Annotated in this window: 20 protein-coding genes; 12 read left to right on the forward strand and 8 right to left on the reverse strand. The window is 65.8% G+C overall.

The features are described from left to right. Positions 1 to 44 precede the first annotated feature (44 nt). Positions 45 to 1,085 carry an autoinducer 2 ABC transporter substrate-binding protein gene (locus IEV67_RS05175; RefSeq protein ID WP_188435460.1) on the reverse strand — a complete coding sequence of 347 codons (1,041 nt, stop codon included), beginning with the start codon at positions 1,083 to 1,085 and terminating at the stop codon, positions 45 to 47. 314 nt (positions 1,086 to 1,399) lie between these two features. Here IEV67_RS05175 and IEV67_RS05180 point away from each other — a divergent pair, with 314 nt between their 5' ends. Then, positions 1,400 to 2,146, forward strand: coding sequence for a DeoR/GlpR family DNA-binding transcription regulator (locus tag IEV67_RS05180; RefSeq protein WP_188435461.1), 747 nt, complete (start codon positions 1,400 to 1,402; stop codon positions 2,144 to 2,146). A 120-nt stretch (positions 2,147 to 2,266) separates the two neighbouring features. Beyond that, positions 2,267 to 2,803 carry a hypothetical protein gene (locus IEV67_RS05185; RefSeq protein ID WP_229702748.1) on the forward strand — a complete coding sequence of 179 codons (537 nt, stop codon included), beginning with the start codon at positions 2,267 to 2,269 and terminating at the stop codon, positions 2,801 to 2,803. 17 nt (positions 2,804 to 2,820) lie between these two features. Here the strand turns inward: IEV67_RS05185 and IEV67_RS05190 are convergent, their stop codons facing one another. Then, positions 2,821 to 3,312 (reverse strand): DUF4188 domain-containing protein, encoded by a 492-nt coding sequence (locus IEV67_RS05190; RefSeq protein ID WP_188435462.1) that lies wholly within the window; start codon positions 3,310 to 3,312, stop codon positions 2,821 to 2,823. A 70-nt stretch (positions 3,313 to 3,382) separates the two neighbouring features. Between IEV67_RS05190 and IEV67_RS05195 the strand changes: the two genes are divergently transcribed. Then, positions 3,383 to 4,000 (forward strand): MerR family transcriptional regulator, encoded by a 618-nt coding sequence (locus IEV67_RS05195; protein WP_188435463.1) that lies wholly within the window; start codon positions 3,383 to 3,385, stop codon positions 3,998 to 4,000. A gap of 31 nt (positions 4,001 to 4,031) precedes the next feature. Then, a complete protein-coding gene (locus IEV67_RS05200; RefSeq protein WP_188435464.1) occupies positions 4,032 to 4,208 on the forward strand; it encodes a hypothetical protein in 177 nt (58 codons plus the stop codon). 173 nt (positions 4,209 to 4,381) lie between these two features. Here the strand turns inward: IEV67_RS05200 and IEV67_RS05205 are convergent, their stop codons facing one another. The 3 genes from IEV67_RS05205 to IEV67_RS05215 form a co-directional block, all read right to left on the reverse strand. Then, on the reverse strand, positions 4,382 to 4,651 hold the full coding sequence (locus IEV67_RS05205) for a hypothetical protein (RefSeq protein WP_188435465.1): 270 nt from the start codon (positions 4,649 to 4,651) through the stop codon (positions 4,382 to 4,384). A gap of 134 nt (positions 4,652 to 4,785) precedes the next feature. After that, positions 4,786 to 6,309: an ATP-dependent DNA ligase gene (locus tag IEV67_RS05210; protein ID WP_188435466.1), complete on the reverse strand. Its 1,524-nt coding sequence runs from the start codon at positions 6,307 to 6,309 to the stop codon at positions 4,786 to 4,788. A 106-nt stretch (positions 6,310 to 6,415) separates the two neighbouring features. Further along, on the reverse strand, positions 6,416 to 6,991 hold the full coding sequence (locus IEV67_RS05215; RefSeq protein ID WP_188435467.1) for a TetR/AcrR family transcriptional regulator: 576 nt from the start codon (positions 6,989 to 6,991) through the stop codon (positions 6,416 to 6,418). Between the two features lie 114 nt (positions 6,992 to 7,105). On the opposite strand from IEV67_RS05215, the gene IEV67_RS05220 reads away from it, so the two are divergent. After that, positions 7,106 to 8,137, forward strand: a complete 1,032-nt coding sequence (locus IEV67_RS05220) for an NAD(P)-dependent alcohol dehydrogenase (RefSeq protein WP_188435468.1) — start codon at positions 7,106 to 7,108, stop codon at positions 8,135 to 8,137. Between the two features lie 85 nt (positions 8,138 to 8,222). Here IEV67_RS05220 and IEV67_RS05225 read toward each other — a convergent pair whose 3' ends face one another. From IEV67_RS05225 to IEV67_RS05235, 3 genes are read right to left on the reverse strand one after another with little or no spacing between them, the layout of a single operon-like run. Beyond that, positions 8,223 to 9,287, reverse strand: coding sequence for a LacI family DNA-binding transcriptional regulator (locus tag IEV67_RS05225; RefSeq protein ID WP_188435469.1), 1,065 nt, complete (start codon positions 9,285 to 9,287; stop codon positions 8,223 to 8,225). Positions 9,288 to 9,300: 13 nt separating this feature from the next. Continuing rightward, positions 9,301 to 9,642, reverse strand: coding sequence for a hypothetical protein (locus tag IEV67_RS05230; protein WP_188435470.1), 342 nt, complete (start codon positions 9,640 to 9,642; stop codon positions 9,301 to 9,303). A 7-nt stretch (positions 9,643 to 9,649) separates the two neighbouring features. Then, complete coding sequence (locus IEV67_RS05235; RefSeq protein ID WP_229702750.1) at positions 9,650 to 10,615, reverse strand: DUF6772 family protein; 966 nt, start codon at positions 10,613 to 10,615, stop codon at positions 9,650 to 9,652. A 275-nt stretch (positions 10,616 to 10,890) separates the two neighbouring features. Between IEV67_RS05235 and IEV67_RS05240 the strand changes: the two genes are divergently transcribed. From IEV67_RS05240 to IEV67_RS05270, 7 genes are read left to right on the forward strand one after another with little or no spacing between them, the layout of a single operon-like run. After that, positions 10,891 to 11,814 (forward strand): ABC transporter permease, encoded by a 924-nt coding sequence (locus IEV67_RS05240; RefSeq protein WP_188435471.1) that lies wholly within the window; start codon positions 10,891 to 10,893, stop codon positions 11,812 to 11,814. Then, positions 11,811 to 12,698, forward strand: a complete 888-nt coding sequence (locus IEV67_RS05245) for an ABC transporter permease (RefSeq protein WP_229702752.1) — start codon at positions 11,811 to 11,813, stop codon at positions 12,696 to 12,698. Before IEV67_RS05240 ends, IEV67_RS05245 begins: the two co-directional genes overlap by 4 nt. Beyond that, on the forward strand, positions 12,698 to 13,735 hold the full coding sequence (locus tag IEV67_RS05250) for an ABC transporter ATP-binding protein (protein WP_188435472.1): 1,038 nt from the start codon (positions 12,698 to 12,700) through the stop codon (positions 13,733 to 13,735). The genes IEV67_RS05245 and IEV67_RS05250 overlap by 1 nt, the downstream gene beginning before the upstream one ends. Then, a complete protein-coding gene (locus IEV67_RS05255; protein ID WP_188435473.1) occupies positions 13,728 to 14,552 on the forward strand; it encodes an ABC transporter ATP-binding protein in 825 nt (274 codons plus the stop codon). The genes IEV67_RS05250 and IEV67_RS05255 overlap by 8 nt, the downstream gene beginning before the upstream one ends. After that, entirely contained in the window at positions 14,549 to 15,208 is a 660-nt protein-coding gene (locus IEV67_RS05260) for a histidine phosphatase family protein (RefSeq protein ID WP_188435474.1), read from the forward strand. Before IEV67_RS05255 ends, IEV67_RS05260 begins: the two co-directional genes overlap by 4 nt. Continuing rightward, a complete protein-coding gene (locus IEV67_RS05265; protein WP_188435475.1) occupies positions 15,205 to 16,002 on the forward strand; it encodes an endonuclease/exonuclease/phosphatase family protein in 798 nt (265 codons plus the stop codon). The genes IEV67_RS05260 and IEV67_RS05265 overlap by 4 nt, the downstream gene beginning before the upstream one ends. A gap of 55 nt (positions 16,003 to 16,057) precedes the next feature. Then, positions 16,058 to 17,641 carry an ABC transporter substrate-binding protein gene (locus tag IEV67_RS05270; RefSeq protein WP_188435476.1) on the forward strand — a complete coding sequence of 528 codons (1,584 nt, stop codon included), beginning with the start codon at positions 16,058 to 16,060 and terminating at the stop codon, positions 17,639 to 17,641. The last annotated feature ends 78 nt before the right edge of the window (positions 17,642 to 17,719 follow it).

Here is a 17,719-nt window from a genome sequence, read left to right on the forward strand (position 1 = left end):
TCGGCGCCATGCGGCGCCCACCCCGGGAGTCTGGTCTTCTCGGGCTAGAAGTCGTACTCCGCGGCAGTCTCGGCATCCGCCGCGACCGAGGCGTTGCCGACGAACACGTTGTCGAAGCCCTCCAGCGGCTGAAGGTCCTCATAGCCCTCGATGCCAAGGTCGGTACCAGCCTCGATCGTGCCGCCGTCAGCGAGGATCAGCGCGATCGCCAACTGGGCCTTGCCTGCCAGTGCCGGGTCCCAGAAGAAGATCTTGTCGATGGAACCGTCGGCCAGGTACTGGTTCGCCACCGAAGGGATCGAGGTTCCCATGACGCAGATGTCGTCTTCGAGGCCTGCCTCCTGCACCGCACGGGCGATGCCCGGAACGTCATTTCCGGCTGAGCCCTGGAAGCCCTTGATGTTCGGGTACTTGGCGAGCACTTCCTTGGCCCGTTCGTAAGCCGTCTCCTGGTTGTCGGTCGACTCGATCGGCGTTTCGACGCGGGTCATGTCCGGGAAATTCTCCTGCTGGTTCTCGTAGGCGGCCTCGACCCACTCCATGTGCGTCTTGGCGGTCAGCCCTCCGACGAACTGCACGTACTCGCCTTCGCCGCCCATGCATTCGCCGAGGTTGTCCATGATCTCGGAGCCGTAGGAGGCGTTGTCGAATGCTTCGATGTCGATATCGACGTTCTCCATGCCCGTTGCCTCATGCGAGACGACGATGATGCCTTGATCGCGCGCCTGTCCGAGCACGTTGGCGAGAGCCTCGGGGGAGTTCGGGACCACCGTGATCGCGGTCGGCTGCTGGGCGATGAGGTCCTGAACGATGGCCACCTGCTTCTCCGGGCTGACGTCATCTGCCCCTTCCTGGCGGGCGTCGACGCCTGTCTCTTCGGCCCATTCGTCGACGCCGACGGCCATACGTTGGAACCACGGGATGGTCTGCGCTTTGACGACCGTGATCATCGTCATGTCCTCGGCGCTCGTGGAGCCGCCGTCACCGTCGGTATCGGCACCGCCTCCGACGGTGGTGCACCCAGCGAGGGCGAGGGCCGCGAACGCGGCTACGGCCGCTGCGGCGATGGAGCGATTGCGAATCATTCGTTACTCCTTTGTGAACGAGGGCCAACGGGGCGAGCGAATGCAGGTGTCGGGCGAGCCGTGCCACGCTCAGTAGGACCGTATTGCGGGCGGCTCACGATGTCAAGCGTTTATGCGCACGACTCTGCGTGAAACCACGCACGTTCAATCGCTAGACGCGCATAATGCGCGCACCCTCTGCGAATGACGCGAGCCGTCTCTCGTGAAGGTCGTGGCTAGACGGAAAGCGCCAGCTTCTGCGCGTTTTCGCGCAGAAGAGCTTTCGCATCCACCGGTCGGGGTTTACTCTCGGTTAGGAAGAGAGGTGGTGACGAGTGTCACGACAAGCAGAGATCGTCGATGCCCTGCAGGATCACGGGTTCCAATCAGTACGCGAATTGGCGCAGCGCTTCGACGTGACACCGTCCACCGTGCGTCGAGACCTGGAGCGGCTCGAGAGGATGGATCTCATCCGTCGCACCCACGGCGGCGCGATACCGGTTCAGCAGTCTGAGACGCCGCATCAATTCAAGGAGGAGTTGCACCTCCCGGAGAAGGCTGCGATCGGACGGGCGATGGCAGAGCGTGTACTCCACGGCCAGACGATCATCCTCGACGGCGGTACGACGAATCTGGAGGTCGCGCGCCACCTGGATCACCAGCGGCTCACCGTGGTCACCAACGATCTGCGCATCGGGCTCGAGATCGCGCGTAAGGGCACGATGCACCTGGTCTTCATCGGTGGAGAGCTGCTGCCCAACGCGTTCACGATGTGGGGACCGACATCCGTCCACCAGCTGTCGAACCTGCGAGTGGACGTCGCGATCTTCGGCGCGGACACGGTCAACGACGAGGGCCTCTTCAACAGCAGCAGCTATGAGATGGAACTCAAGCGACTCATGCGCTCGGTCGCAAAAGAGGCGTTCTTCGTCGCCGACAGCTCCAAGTTCGGTCGCGAAGCGCTCTTCAAGGCCTTTGGCGTCGACGACTTCACGGCAGGGATCACCGACGATCTCCTCGACCCGATCCGCGCATCTCACTTTCCCATCCCGATAATCCAGGCGAGTGTGCAGCGGAAGTAACCCAGCTCTGGTGTCGAGCAGGGACGCCAGCGAGGACACCTCGGTGGCTGCCCCGACGACAGACCTCCCGTGTCCCGGCACCGGGACCGCCTCGCACCGCCGAGCACGTAAGGTCGTGGGGTGTCCGCATTCGCCCTGAAGTACGCCCTGATCGCGCTGGCGATACTCGTCGTCGCCGCCGGTGTGTGGTGGGCGATGAAGCGTCCGAACCGTTCCAAGCGTGCGCCGTCGCGCATGCGGATGCCGATCTTCGTCCCGCTCGCCGGATGGCTGCTGCTCGCGATCGGATTCCTTCTGGCTCTGAGTGCATTCACCTCCCGCTACACGGCCGATCTGCTGCCGATGCGCATCGCCTCGCTGGCGATCGCCGCCGGCGGGGTGTTCTTCCTGGTCATGTACAACAACTGGTACATCGATGCGCGGTCCGACGAGGTGCAGTTCCGCACGATCCTCGGGCGTGAGCATGTGATCAAGTACGTCGACATCGTCGACTACCGGATGCGCGAGATGAACGGTCAGCCGAATTTCCGGGTGCGCTCGGCATCCGGAGTGAAGCTCAGCATCAACCCGCGGATCTTCCCCGTCGAGCCGCTGTTCGAGGCCATCCGCTTCCGCGAGCACACCGGCCGCTGGCCGCTGGTGGGCGAGCGGCGCTAGCCCTGCCCGCCCACCGCTCACGCGCTCGCCGCGGTGCGCCCGTCCACGAACCTCGCCTGCGCACGGTCGTGGCGCTTCCCCACCGCAACGTGTTCGGTCGCGGCAGCGAGCCCCATCGGCTTGGTCGCGACGTAGATGCTCTCGGCGCGATCGACGAGGAACGTCTCGTGCCAGATCCCGACAGCGCCAGGCGCCTTGCGGGCCGCCTTGTTGAACGCGGTCCAGGCCGGGCGATGCTCCTGTGACGGAGCGGATGCGTAGGCGTAGAGCTTCTCCGTCGACGACCAGTACTGCACGACGTACGGGCCGCCGCTTCCGAACAGCAACTGGTATCCGAGGAATCCGGATTCTTTGTCCATGGACAGCTCGCGCAGCATCCGGGGCATCGCCATGAATGCCGGTACCCAGAGATCCGGTCGCCACCAGCGGTTGATCTGCATTCCGATGTGGAACACGACGAGTTCGCCCTCGTGGCGATGGGTCATGCGGCCGTTGACGACTTCGGACATGGTTTCCTCCTGACTAGATAGCTTTACTATCCATAATGGATAGCGATACTATCGATGTCAAGAGGTGACCATGAGAATTTCTGAACTGTCGGCGCAGACGGGTGTTCCCGTGCCGACGATCAAGTACTACCTGCGCGAGGGGCTGCTGCCCGAGGGGGAGCGCAGCGCGCCGACTCAGGCGGCTTACGGCGAGACGCACGTGCAGCGTCTGCGCGTCATTCGCGCGCTGATCGCGGCCGGTGTCAGCATCGCCGAGACGCGGAGGGTGCTGGAGGCGCTGGACGATCCGCCGGCGGATGCGCATCGCCTGCTCGGGACGGCGCATGCCGCGATCACGCCGCCGGTCGACGAATCGCTCGACCTGACCGCGGCGCAGGAAGCCGTCGCCGGACTCGGCTGGAAGCCCGGCATGTGCGACGAGGCCGTGCTGCACGACGTGGCACGGGCGCTGCAAGGACTCGAGAACGCCGGGTTCGATCTGGCGAACGGCGCGCTGCCGGTGTATCTGAAGAGCATGCGCGATGTGGCGGATGTCGAGATCGCCGGAGTCCCGGCCGAGTCGGTGGAGGCTGCGGTCAGATACGTCGTGCTCGGGTCGGTGCTCGTCGAGCCACTGCTGCTGGCGCTGCGACGCGTGGCGCAGCAGGTGGCGTCGGCGGAGCGATTCGGCGGGGCGGATGCCCAGTGAGGGGCGGATGCTGCGCGGTTAGGCTGAAGGCATGAACAAGAACAGCGTGTGGACCATCGTCGGTGTCGTCGTCGCGGTCATCGTCGCGTGGTTCGTCGTCAGCGCCCTGTTCTCGGTGCTGTGGTTCATCGCCAAGCTGGCGCTCGTCGCCGTGGTCGCCGTGATCGTGTACCTGGTGCTGCGCGGAGCGTTCAGCAAGCAGGAGTAGCGCGAGGGACGTAAGGCGATCGGCCGGGGTCGGGGTCGGATCTCAGCGCGGCCCGCATGAGGCTCGCTTGGAAGAAGACTTTCCGGGGTTCTCGCGCGTGCGAACCCCAGAAACTGTTCTTCCCTGGCGTCGTGCCGAGCCGGATGCGTCCAACGTCGCCGTCTGCGCGGTCGTCATCGGGTCACGCCGACCGGGTAACTGTAGACGTCCGTCTCCTCGACGCGATGGCTCGGACCGTAGTCGATGAGGCGTTGCCGCACGAGGTCGCGCTTCCCGATCGCCCACGCGGGAACGACTTCCGGCCACCTGGCGGCGCTTGGGAAGTACGTCACGAAGGGCCGCACGCCCCAGCCGCCATCGAAGTACAGGCCGCGGGACCCCTCCCAGTAGAAGACCTGCTCCTTCCAGCGGAACTCGATCTCGTAGTCAGACTCCGTGCTCACATCGTGAGCCTAACGGCGGCGCGGGGCTCGCACGGAAGGAGACTTTCAGGGGTTCTCGCGCCTGCCAACCCAGGAAACTCTTCTTCCATCGCGCATAGGTCGGGGTCAGGCGGGAGCGGGCATGCAGGGTCTACTCACCCGCGCAGCAGCGCACGCAGGGTCTGGATGCTGTCGGCCTCCGCCGCGGTCTTGTCGGGGCGATACCCCTTGACGCGGGCGAAGCGCAGGGCGATGCCGCCGGGATAGCGGGGCGAGGTCTGCACGCCGTCGATCGCGATCTCGACGACGAGTTCGGGGCGCAGGAACACCGCGTTCGCCGTCCGGCGCGTCTCGTATGACGGGAACGTGTCGGTCTGCCACTGCAGCAGCTGATCGGTGAGCCCTTTGAAGGTCTTGCCGACCATCACGAAGCCGCCCGGCTCGCCGAACTCGCCTTCTGGGTCGTGGGCGCCGAGGTGCAGGTTCGAGAGCTTGCCGCGCCTGCGTCCCGATCCCCACTCGGCGGCGAGTACGACGAGATCGTAGGTGAGCACGGGCTTCACCTTCACCCACGACTTGCCGCGCCGCCCGGCCGTGTACGTCGATCCGATCGCCTTGACGAGCACGCCCTCGTGTCCTGCGGCGAGCGCTTCGCGGGAGAGCTGCTCGGCAGCGTCCGCATCGGAGGTGACGATTCCCGGCATCCGCCATTCACCCGCGATCCGCTCGAGTTCTTCGAGGCGGAGGGCGAGGGGCTCGTCGATGAGGTCGCGGCCGTCGACGTGCAGCAGGTCGAAGAACCATGGCCGCAGCAATACGTCGCGGGCGACATCGGCGCCGAAGCGCGACATGGTCTGCTGGAAGGGGCGAGGTCCGCCGTCTTCGTCGAGTGCGAGCGTCTCCCCGTCGAGGATGAGGTCGCGGGCGGGCAGGCTGCGCACGATGTCGACGATCTCGGGCACGCGGTGCGTGATGTCGGCGAGGCTGCGGGTGTAGATGCCGACGTCGTCACCGTGCCGGTGTACCTGGATGCGGGCGCCGTCGAGCTTGTACTCGACGGATGCTTCGCCGGTCAGCTCGAGCGCGGCCGACGCGGTCGCGGCGGTGCCGGCGAGCATGGGTGACACGGGTCGTCCGACCTGCAGGCCGACATCGTCGAGCTGCTCGGCGGTACCGGTGAGAGCGACGAGGGCGGTCTCGCCGAGGTCGCCGGAGAGCATTGCTGCGCGGCGCACGCTGGCGACCGGGCGGTCAGAGGCGCGGGCGATCGCGTCGAGCAGCACGCCGCCGAGCGCACCGGTGCGCAGTTCGCCGAGCATCGCGCGGGCGAGGAAGTCCCACTCGCGGGCGGTGGCGCCGGACGCGAGATCGGTGAGCAGGCCGGTGCGGACGGCGGCCGAGCCGGACCCGGATGCCGCGGCAAGCGCATCGAGGGCATGATCGACGTCGGCGATGGTGAGGGTGGGTTCGTCGGCGTGGGAGATGTCGAGCGCAGTGAGGCCGCGCCATCCGACGCCCAAACGCCCCTGACGCGGAGCGGCGAGCAGCAGCCCGATGAGCACGGGGACGTCGTCGGGCTCGGCGCGTTCGAGCAGTTGGGCGAGCGCGCCGGTCTTCGCCAGTCGCGACGATGTGGCCGCGACCGTCTCTGCGGTGTCTGCGAGCTCGGAGAGCTTCATGACGGCATTCTCGCACCGAGCTCGGACGTTGCGGGTGCATGTCGTGAACGACCGTGCGGCATGGTGGCAATGCGGCGGTGTCCGCCGGCATCCGACGTTCGTGGACTCAGCTCGCAGGTGCGAAAGCCCGCGCGACGATGCGTCGAAGCACCTCGCGGCGACGCTCATGATCCTCGATGTCGTCGTCGCGTGTGGCAGTGAAGGTGGCGCTCGCCGGCGACCAGGTCATCGACATCGCGATGACGGTCGTGAGCACATCGAAGGGCGTGAACCAGGGGTCGATGTGGCCCGACTTCTGACTCGCCTCGATGGCGCGGAGCTTGGCTTCGTCGAGGCTGTCCGCGTCGATCGTCAGATGGCCGGTGGAGCGGCGTTCCAGGCGAGCCCAAGTCGCGAGCCGCACGAGCTCGGGGGTCTCGAGGTACTCGTCGTACAGGCGCACGGCATAGCCGGGCAGGTCGTCGCCGTCGATGGGGACCGCGTTCACGATGCTGTCGAGCGCGACCGAGAAGACGGCCTCGAACAGGGCGCTCTTGTTGCCGAAGTAGGTGTACAGCTGCGCCTTGTTGGCCTGCGCCGCCGCGGCGATGCGGTCGACGCGCGCCCCGGCGATCCCGTGCTCTGCGAACTCGGCGCTCGCCGCATTGAGGATGCGCTCGCGCGTGCTGTCTCCTCGTTTCATCCCTCCAGAGTAACGAACCGGTTGGTTGCATTCGGGGCGAGCAGGGCGTAGCGTCTACGACGGTCAAAACAAACTAGTTGGTTACTTAGCCTTGCGGCGAGAGAGAAAGCACCCATGAACCGAACCCCTGCATTCGTCGCGACGTCGTCCGATGCGCCACTTACGCTCCAGACGATCCAGAGGCGAGACCTGCGACCGCACGACGTCTCGATCGACGTCACCTTCTGCGGGGTGTGCCACTCCGACCTCCACGAGATCCACCGCACCGGAAACAAACCGCTCGTCCCCGGCCACGAGTTCGTCGGCACCGTCAACGCGATCGGCACGGACGTCACGCGATTCCGGATCGGGGATGCTGTCGCCGTCGGCAACATCGTCGACTCCTGCGGCGCGTGCGCCATGTGCCTCGCGGGTCAGGAGAACTACTGCGTCGCGTTCCCGACCCTGACCTACGGCGGCAACGACCGTGTCGACGGAACCGTCACCCAGGGGGCCTATGCCAGCACCTACGTCGCCGACGAGAAGTTCGTCTACCCGCTGCCCGAGAGCCTCGATCCGGCCGGAGTCGCGCCGCTCATGTGCGCGGGCATCACGGTGTGGGAGCCGCTCGTCCACTGGAACGCCGGGCCGGGCGCGACGGTGGGAGTCGTCGGCCTCGGCGGACTGGGCCACCTCGCCGTGAAGTTCGCGCATGCGCTCGGGGCGAAGGTCGTGCTGTTCACGACATCCGCGCAGAAAGCGGCGAACGCGAGCGAGCTGGGCGTCGACGAGATCGTGATCTCGACCGACCCGCAAGCGATGACCGATCAGCACAACCAGCTCGATCTCATCGTCGACACGGCGTCCGCGCCGCACGATCTCACGCCATACATCCGGGCGCTGGCTCTCGACGGAACCCTGGTCTCGCTCGGGGCACTCGGGTCGATGCAGTTCGATCCGATGGCGCTGCTCATCGGCCGCAAGAGCCTCGCGTCAGCCGGCAGCGGCGGCACGAAGGGGACGCAGGCGATGCTCGATTTCGCCGGCGAACACGGCATCACCGCCGACGTCGAGGTGCTCCCCGCCCGCGACGTGAACATCGCGCTCGAACGGCTCGAACGCAATGACGTGCGGTTCCGGTTCGTGCTGGATATGCGGGAGATGTAGTCGGGCACTCAGCCGTTAGCGTGAGGTGGCTCTCCGTCAGCGGCCAACGCCATCGCGAGATCCGTCGAGGGTCGTGTCCGGCGCGTCAGCGCGAACCGTGACCGGTGGAGGCTCGGAGCATCACGTCCGGCTCGATGTATTCGGCGACGACACCTTCCGTCGCGGTGCCGTCCAGGATCGCGAGCAGTCGCTGAGTGGCGCGGCGGGCCACCTCGGCCACCGGCAGACGGACGGTCGACAGCGGCGGATCCATATATCTGGAGAAGGGATAGTCGCCCCAGCCGATGACCATGACGTCGTCCGGTACGCGGATGCCGCGATCGCGCAGCGCCGCATAGATTCCGAGCGCGAAGTAGTCGTTGCCCACCAGGAAGGCGTCCGGGATGCGACCGCTTTCAAGCAGGTCCACCCCGACCCGGTGGGCATCCTCTCCGCGCCAGAGGGATGCGCCGCGAGCCGTCCGACGTGAGGGGACGAGCGCCGTCCTGCGTGAGTCGAACGGGATGCCGTGGGCTTCGAGGGCGTCGCGGAAGCCGCCGAGTCGGTGAGCCACGGTCGAGATCTGCAGGTCTTCCTCGACGAGGATGATGTCGCGCGCGCCGCGTTCGAGCAGAGCGGTCGTCGTCATGCGCCGACCGGCCTCGTTGTCGGTGGAGTAGAAATCCGCCTCGAGATCGGGCAGCTCGCGCGCGACGATGACCAGGGGGACGCCCGCTTTCGTCACTGCTGTCCACGGATTCGACCGTCCCTGCACCGGAACCGCGATGATGCCGTCGACCCCTGATCGCAGGGCGGTGTCGACCGCGAACTGCTCTCGGTCGGGATCCTCATCCGAGAGCAGCAGCAGCAACGTGTACCCCTTCTGTATCGCCTGCTCTTCGATCTCGGCGACCAGGTCGTTGAAGAAGGGGTTGGCGAGATCCGTGATGATCACGCCGATCGTCCTGCGGGAGCCGAGAACAAGGGAGCGGGCGTGCGCATTCGGCACGTAGCCGATGCGCTCGGCCTCAGCCTTGATCTGCGCGCGCGTGGCATCGCTGACCCCCGGCAGATCTCTGAGCGCGCGCGAGACGGTGTTGACCGTGAGGCCGACTGCCTCGGCGACGTCCTGCAGGGTTCGTCGCCGAGGTGCACCCGTCGATCTGGGCATGTGTGGACTCCGATCACTCCTTCAATTCAAGATAGATGCGGAGCATGGGCTCCGTCTCTCCTGAAAGATGCGTGCTGCGCAACCTTAGCCAGAACCCGAAGTTCGTCGCCGAAATCGAGACGAATCCCGAGGCGTTCGATTCCACGGGGGCGATGCCCTCATGATCGATCCAGTTCAGACCATCCGGTGAGATCTGCACACGGAACTCGACCGTTGTACCCTCGGCCGGCTTCAAGAAGTGGATCCACCAGCGAGCCTCGCCTGCCCACGCCACCTCGAACGGCTCGGTGTCGTGCACCCCGTCGAGGTCGACGCCGCGCTCGATGACGGCGCTCTGCGACTGTCGCATGCTCATGATCGGATCACCAATCTGCCGAGATGACGGCGGAGTCGAGGAAGAGGAAGTTGCGGTGCGGCCCAAGTGTGCGCACCGAGAAGTAGAAGTTGAGCAGAGTCTCGAGCGACTCATACTTCTCGGCATACGGCGGCACCGGAACATCGCGAAGGTCGTAGACCGTGTTGTTGAACTGGAGTTCGACGTTCGACCGCGTACTCGTGTCGATGAGGAAGCGCACGTAATGCCAGTTCACCTTGGTGGGCACCTCGTTGAAGCAGGCCTCCTGACGCTCATCGCTCAGGTAGCGCCAGTCCTCGGGATTCGGAGCCGTGAAGTCGCTGTACCGGCCGTAGTCGTGCTTGCCCTCGAAACGCTCATGCGGTGTGGGCTCGGCGACGGTCGGGTACATCCACTTCTGGATGATGTGACCCTCTTCGTCGGCGTTCTGGAAGCGCATGACGTTGTGATAGCGAACGCCCTCGTGGCTGAGATCCGTCGCCACGGTGAACGATCCGAACTGCGCCTCGGACGGATGCGAGTTCGCATCCCACGTGATGTCGCCGTAGCTGTTCGCCTCTTCGCCACCCCCGAGGTTCGCCTCGACCTTCCAGGCGAGGTGCGCCTCGATCTGCAGCAGCCCGCGTCCTGCCATCGTCAGACGACGGATGGCGGTGGCCGCATGACCGGGGATGTTGCGGGTCGCGAGCTTGAGCGAGTATGTACCGGTCATTCCGCCGTGCGTGCCGACGTCGAAGAAGTTCTGGTTCGAGAGTTGCGGCGGGCGGAAGTCGCGGAAGTGCTCATCCATCGAGTCGAGATCGCCGCGGCCGTTGTAGTTGCCGCCGAGCTCGACCCATCCGTGGGCGCCTTCGTTGAAGTCGTCGAAGGTCAGGATGCGCGCGAGCGGATTGAACTTCGACAGGCGCAGATCGCTGCTGCGGATCGCGTCACGCAGGCTTGCTGCGGTGCTCGCGACTTCGGGGGTAGTCACCTGTGACTCCTTGACGTTGTGTCTGGCCCCGGCATCGGTGTCGGGGCGATGTGAGGCAACATTAGTGTTATCGTCACCGGCTGTCAAAGGCCAATTTTACGCAGAGGGCCTTGCAACGCTCGTTCTGAGGAATCCCCGTAAATTCAAGGGAAAATCTGAAGGGTTGACAATTGCGCCGGGATGCGGGAGGTTCATTAGCGATAATGTTCTTGGGTTCGAAGCTGAACTCAGAACCCGTACTCGGAGGTCTACGGTGACCTCTCTCGGAGGTTGACATGCTCGGTTACACGATCCGGCGGGTGCTGCTCGCCGTCTTCGTGCTCTGGGGCGTCGTGACCGTCGTCTTCATCATCGTGCGGCTTGTTCCGTCTGACCCCGCGGTGCTCGTCGCCGGGATCGACGCGACACCGGAGCAGATCGCTACGATCCGCGCACGGATGGGCCTCGATCAGCCGCTCGTCGTCCAGTACATCGGCTACGTGGCCGGCGCGGTCAGGGGAGATTTCGGTATCTCGTACACCTACGGTGCGCCGGCCATGGAGCTCGTCGCGCAGGTGCTGCCGAACACGGCACTGCTGGCTTTCCTCGGCTGCACGCTCGCCGTCATCGTCAGCTTTCCGCTCGGCCTTCTCGCAGCTCTCCGGGTCAACCGCTTCACCGACCGGGTCGTCACCACCGCGAGCCTGTTCACGCAGGCGCTCCCCGGGTTCTGGGTCGGCGTCGTGCTCATGCTCGTCTTCTCCCAGATGCTGCGCCTGCTGCCGAGTGCGGGCCTCGGCAGTCCGGATGCGCTCGTGCTCCCCGTCGTGACCGTCGCGCTGCCCTTCATCGCGATCCTCACCCGCATGACCCGCAGCGGTCTTCTCGAGGTCGTCGGCGAGGGCTACATCACCACGGCCCGCGCGAAGGGCCTGTCCGAGCGGATCGTGATCCTGACCCACGCCGCACGCAACGCCCTCATCCCGGTCGTCACACTCGTCGGCCTCGAGTTCGGCGCACTGCTGGGCGGTGCGGTCATCACCGAGACGGTCTTCAGCTTCCCTGGTGTCGGCAAGCTTCTGGTCTCCTCGATCCTCTCCCGCGACTACAACCTCGTCCAGGCATGTGTCGTGATCATCGCTGCGGCGTTCGTCATCGTGAATCTGCTCGTCGATCTGCTCTACGGCTACCTCGACCCGAGAGTGAGGCTTGCGAAATGACCGTCCCACCCACGATCGCGATGCAGACGATGCAGCGCGCTCATCGAGCGCGTCGCGGGGTCATCGTCCGGATCACGATCCCTCTCGTCGTCATCGGCCTGTTCATCGTCGGTGCCATCGTCGTGCCGATCCTCTATCACTTCGACCCGCTGCACACCGACGTGCTGCTGCGCCTCAAGGCCCCGGGCACGACCCTCCCCGACGGATCGTTTGCGATCTTCGGCACCGACCAGGTCGGGCAGGATCTCTTCGCCCAGATGATGATGGGTGCGCGCGTCTCACTCACCGTCGGCGTGTGTTCGCTGCTCTTCGCCGGAGTGTTCGGCGTGCTCACCGGGCTGCTCGCCGGGCACTTCGGTGGCTGGGTCGACAACGTGCTCATGCGCATCGCCGACGTGCAGTTGGCGTTCCCGTCGATCCTTCTCGCGATCCTCCTCGCATCGGTGCTCGGCCCGAGCCTGTGGAACGTCATCGTCGTCATCTCGATCACGAACTGGGTCGTCTTCGCCCGTGTCACCCGCAGTCAGGTGCTCACCCTTCGCAGTCGCGAATACGTCGAGGCCGCCCGAACCCTTGGCGCGAGCCACTGGCACATCATCGTGCGCACGCTGCTGCCAGGCTGCGTCGCTCCGATCCTCGTCGTCGCCACCGTCGAGTTCGGGCACGTGGTGCTGCTCGAGGCGGCGCTCTCGTTCCTCGGAGTCGGCGTGCCCCTCGGCATCCCCAGCCTCGGAACCACCATCAGCAACGGCACCGCGTATCTCAGCACCGCGTGGTGGATCTCGACCCTTCCCGGCATCGCGCTCGCTGCTCTCGTGCTCTCCACCGGAGTGCTCGGCGACGCCTTGCGCGACCGATTCGACCCGAAGTTGCGGAGCGCCTGATGACGATCTCCCATGCCCCCGAGGCACGAACCCCCAACGCCAGCGCCGGTGAGCCGCTGCTGAGCGTGCAGGATCTTCAGGTCGAGTTCTCCACCTCGGCCGGTGTCGTGCGTGCACTCGACGGCGTGAGCTTCGACGTCGGACCCGGCGAGACCGTCGCGGTCCTCGGCGAGTCCGGTTCGGGGAAATCAGTCACTGCCCAGGCCATCATGGCGCTGCTTCCCCAGCCCGCGGGCTCCATCGTCGGCGGCCGCATCCTCTTCGGGGGCCGTGACCTCGCCGCGGAACCGGTCTCGAAGGTGCGGGAGCTCTGCGCGACCGAGATCGCGATGATCTTCCAGGACCCGCTCAGCTCGCTCAACCCGGTGTACCGGGTCGGCTGGCAGATCGCAGAGCTGTTCCGACGTCGCCGTGGCACGCCCAAGCAGGAGGCGTGGGCGAAGTCGCTCGAACTGCTCAAGCGCGTCGGCATCCCCGACGCCGAGACCCGCATCCGCGACTACCCCCACCAGTTCTCGGGCGGGCAGCGCCAGCGCATCATGATCGCGATGGCGATCGCCCTCGAACCGAAGCTGCTCATCGGGGACGAGCCGACGACCGCGCTCGACGTCACGGTGCAGCAGCAGGTCATGAACCTTCTGGCCGACCTGCAGGCCGAGTCCGGCATGGGAATGATCCTCATCAGTCACGATCTCGGCGTCGTCGCCGAAGTGGCCGACCGTGCCGCGATCATGTACGCGGGCCGGATCATCGAGACCGGCGGTATCCGACAGGTCTACGACCACCCTGCGCACCCGTACACCCGCGGTCTGCTGGATTCGATACCGAGCACCACCTCGGGTGAGCGGCTCAAGCCGATCGTCGGCTCGCCCCCGAATCTGCTCGCACTGCCGACCGGATGCTCGTTCCATCCCCGTTGCCCATTCGCCACCGAACTGTGCCGCACGACCTCTCCGGCTCTGCGCCAGCCCGAAGGCTGGAGCGCCGGCCATCTTGCGGCCTGCCACCGTTCCGAGGAGGTGCTTCCCCATGACTGATCAGTCGAAACCGCTGCTGAGCGTCGAACATCTCAAGGTGTCGTATCCGATCCGCTCCTCGATCCTGTTGCGCAAGACCGGAGAGAACGTCGCCGTCTCCGACGTGAACTTCGAGATCCGACCCGGCGAGACCGTGGGGCTGGTAGGTGAGTCCGGATCGGGCAAGTCGACGATCGCGCGCACGATCATCGGGCTCGTGCCCGCAGCCGACGGCATCATCCGCTTCGAGGGCAACGACATCACGGAGCTCTCCCTGCGTCAGATGAAGGACATGCGCCGTGACATGCAGATGATCTTCCAGGACCCGTACGCCTCACTCAACCCACGGCTCACGGTGCGCGACATCATCGCCGAGGGGTGGCGTGTGCACACGGGCATCGTGTCGCGCGAGCGCTGGACGGCCGAGGCGAAGGATCTCATGGAGCGGGTCGGGCTCAACCCGGACTACTCCGATCGGTATCCGCATCAGTTCTCGGGCGGTCAGCGTCAGCGCATCGGCATCGCGCGGACCCTCGCGCTGCGGCCGAAGCTCATCATCTGCGACGAGGCGGTCAGCGCGCTCGACGTCTCGGTGCAGGCGCAGGTGCTCAACCTTCTCGAGGACCTGCAGGCAGACCTCGGGCTCTCGTACCTCTTCATCTCGCACGACCTGTCGGTCATCGAGCACATCTGCGATCGCGTGCTGGTGCTCAACAAGGGCGTCGTCGTCGAGGAGGGTACGGCCAGGGAGCTGTTCGACAACCCGCAGCATCCTTACACGAAGGCGCTCATTGCCGCGGTTCCGGTCGTGCGGCCCTGGCTGGAGGAGACATCGTGAGCCGGACCATCACCGTGCACCTCGTGCGCCACGGCGAGTCGCTGTGGAATGTCGAAGGGCGCTATCAGGGCCAGCAGGATTCGGGTCTCACGGCCGACGGGCGAGCGCAGGCCGCGCAGTTCGCAGAGCTCTTCGCGCTGCAGGTGCCGGCGCCCGACCTCGTCGTCTCGAGCGATCTGCCCCGCGCGAAGGATACCGCCGCGCGCTATGCCGAGCGCACTCGGACGAGCGTCAGCTACGACCCGGCGCTGCGAGAGATGAGCGTGGGGGACTGGGCAGGTATGACGCTCGAGGAGGCTGAGCGGCAGCATCCCGAACTCGTTGCCGCGGTCGCCGCCGGCGAAGATCACCGACGCGGAGGGGGCGAGACGTTCGGTGAGACCCGGGAGCGGGTCGTCAGGGCGATCGAGCAGGTCACAACCCGGCTCGAGAAGGAGGACGGCGACCGGGTCGCCGTGGTCTTCACGAGCGGCAACCCCATCCGGCTCGCCGCGGCTCACATGCTCGGCATCCCATCGCCGGGTCACATGCCGCTCGGGGCACCCGACAACTGCTCCGTCACGACCTTCCATCTGCGTGACGGGCGCAGCGAGGTCGTGCGCTACAACCATGACGTCGCGCCGGCTCGTCCGGCGGACCCGAGGGAGATCTCGTGACCGTACCGCTCACCTTCATCGCTCAGACCCACAACCTGTGGGGCGATCATCATGCCGCCGAGCGGGAGACCGCGATGCGCGCCCTCTACGAGCTCCGCGCTCCCGACCTGCTCGCCACGCAGGAGACGCGCGCCTGGTCGCGGGACCTGCTGGATGCCGCGATGCCCGGTCACGACCGCGTGAACGACGATTTCCCCGGGTGGGAGAAGCAGAGCAACCTGTGGTGGAACCGCGAGCTGTTCAGCGAGATAGAGCACGGCGCCGAGGATGTCGGCATCCATGACGCGAACGCCCGCCTGTTCTGGGTGCGGCTGCGCGTCGCAGGAGGAGACCGGACGATCCTCTGGACGACAGCGCACCTCTCGTACTCCGGCAACGCGGTCGAGGTCGAGACGGGGATCAACCAGCGCACGCCGCAGGCGCATCGCGTCGTGGAGGAGCTCGGGCGGCTCGGGGAGGACGACGAACCGGTCTTCTTCGCCTCAGACACGAACGCGATCGCGACGGCCATCTGGGTGATCGGCAACGCCGGCTACCTCGACTCTTTCAGCGCGCTGAACCGGCAGGCTCCGCCGACGCATCCCGTCGTGCCCAATCCGTTCCGCGAGACTGTCGGCACGCCGAAGTCGCCCGTCGCGAGCCCGCACAAGACCATCGACTACATCTTCTTCCGAGGACCAGTGCGCCCGCGCAGCGCCGAGGTCGTGGAGTTCTTCGATCGGGGGATATCGCCCAGCGATCATCACCCGGTCGCATCAGCGTTCACCCTGCCAGGCCAGTCCGGGCTCGAGTGAGCAGCACCAAGTCGGACCCGACAAACCAAGTCACATCGAATCAAAGGAGACAGCAATGACATCGCTACGCGCAAAGATGCGCTCGATCGCCGCAGTCGCGGTGGCCGGAGCTCTTCTTCTCACAGGGTGTTCGGGCGGAGGCGGTGGTGGAGGCTCGACAGAGCCGCTGCCAGACGACCAGCAGACCCTCACCTACATCCCGGCGTACGGCTGGGCCGCGTCCGACATCTCGCAGGCGCCCCTGGAGATCGGCATCAACATGGCGATCTCGCAGACGCTCGAGACTCTCGTCACGCTCGACGACGAGAACCAGCCGCAGCCCAAGCTCGCCGAGTCCTGGGAATGGACCGACGACACGACCCTCGTCTTCCACCTGCGTGAAGGCGTCACCTACTCCGACGGCACGCCCTTCACCGCTGCCGACGTGAAGGGCTCGATCGAGCGGTACATCGCGTGGGAGGCCGCGCTGAAGACGGTGCTCTCCCCGATCCAGTCGGTCGAGGCCACCGATGACCTCACCGTCACGATCAAGACCGCAGGCCCATCGGGAACACTGGTCGGCGTTCTCTCGATGGTCTACATCGGAAAGGCCGAGTTCTCGCATCCCGACACGATGATCCAGGCCGACAACGACTACTGGGCTCAGCCGGTCGGGACCGGACCGTTCATCATCGACGACTACGTCGCCAACGACCACTTCACCTTCGTGCGCAACGAGGACTACTGGGGTGAGAAGGCGAAGCTCCAGAAGCTGACGATGAAGCAGATCACCGACGTCAACGGCAAGATCACGGCGCTGTCGAACGGTCAGGCGCAGATCGTGGGCGACGTGCCCTACGATCAGGTCGCGCAGGTCGAGGCGATGAACGACGTCAAGTTCGTGCAGGAGAGCAGCCTGAACTATTACTTCCTGTGGTTCGACAACAAGAACGAGTTCCTCAAGGATCAGCGCGTCCGCGAGGCGATGTGGGCAGCTCTCGATCTGAAGACGATCCAGGAGTCGCTCTACGGCGACACGGCGAAGACCATGACGTCGTTCTGCCCCGAGGCGGCCTTCGGATGCGTCGAGCCGACCGACGGCATGGTCGAGTACGACCCGGAGCACGCGAAGGAGCTGCTCGCCGAGGCCGGATACCCGGACGGCTTCACCGTGGACGCGATCTACAGCACCGCCAACGGCGCCGGTTTCGCCAACATGATGCAGGCGTTCATCTCGGCCTGGCAGGAGATCGGTGTCACGGTCGAGCCGCGGGCTCTGGATGCCGCGTCCTGGCTGAAGGAGTTCGGCACGGTCAACGAGGCGGATGGAACGCACGCATGGGACATGGACGTGCAGCCGAACCAGACGATCACCGGTGACGCCGACTACACGATCTACCGTCTGTACAACTGCACGGCGGCTCGTCTCGGGTACTGCAACGAAGACCTGGACGCGCTGACGACGAAGGCGCAGCAGCTCACCGATCCCGATGAGCGCCTGGAGCTGTACCAGCAGGCGATCGACATCATGCGGGCCGACACACCGGCGATCCCGCTGCTCGAGATCAACGTCAACGCGGCGATGTCCTCGAATGTCGAGGGTCTCGTGATCCCTGCGAACGAGTTCATCGACTTCAGCTCGGTGTACCTCACGCAGTGACAGCTGATGGCGGGGGCGGCGCGAGCCGTCCCCGCCATCGTCGTCTCAGCATCCACTTCCCGGCATCCGAGTACCGCA

This window comes from Microbacterium murale, assembly GCF_014635185.1.
GTDB classification, from domain to species: domain Bacteria; phylum Actinomycetota; class Actinomycetes; order Actinomycetales; family Microbacteriaceae; genus Microbacterium; species Microbacterium murale.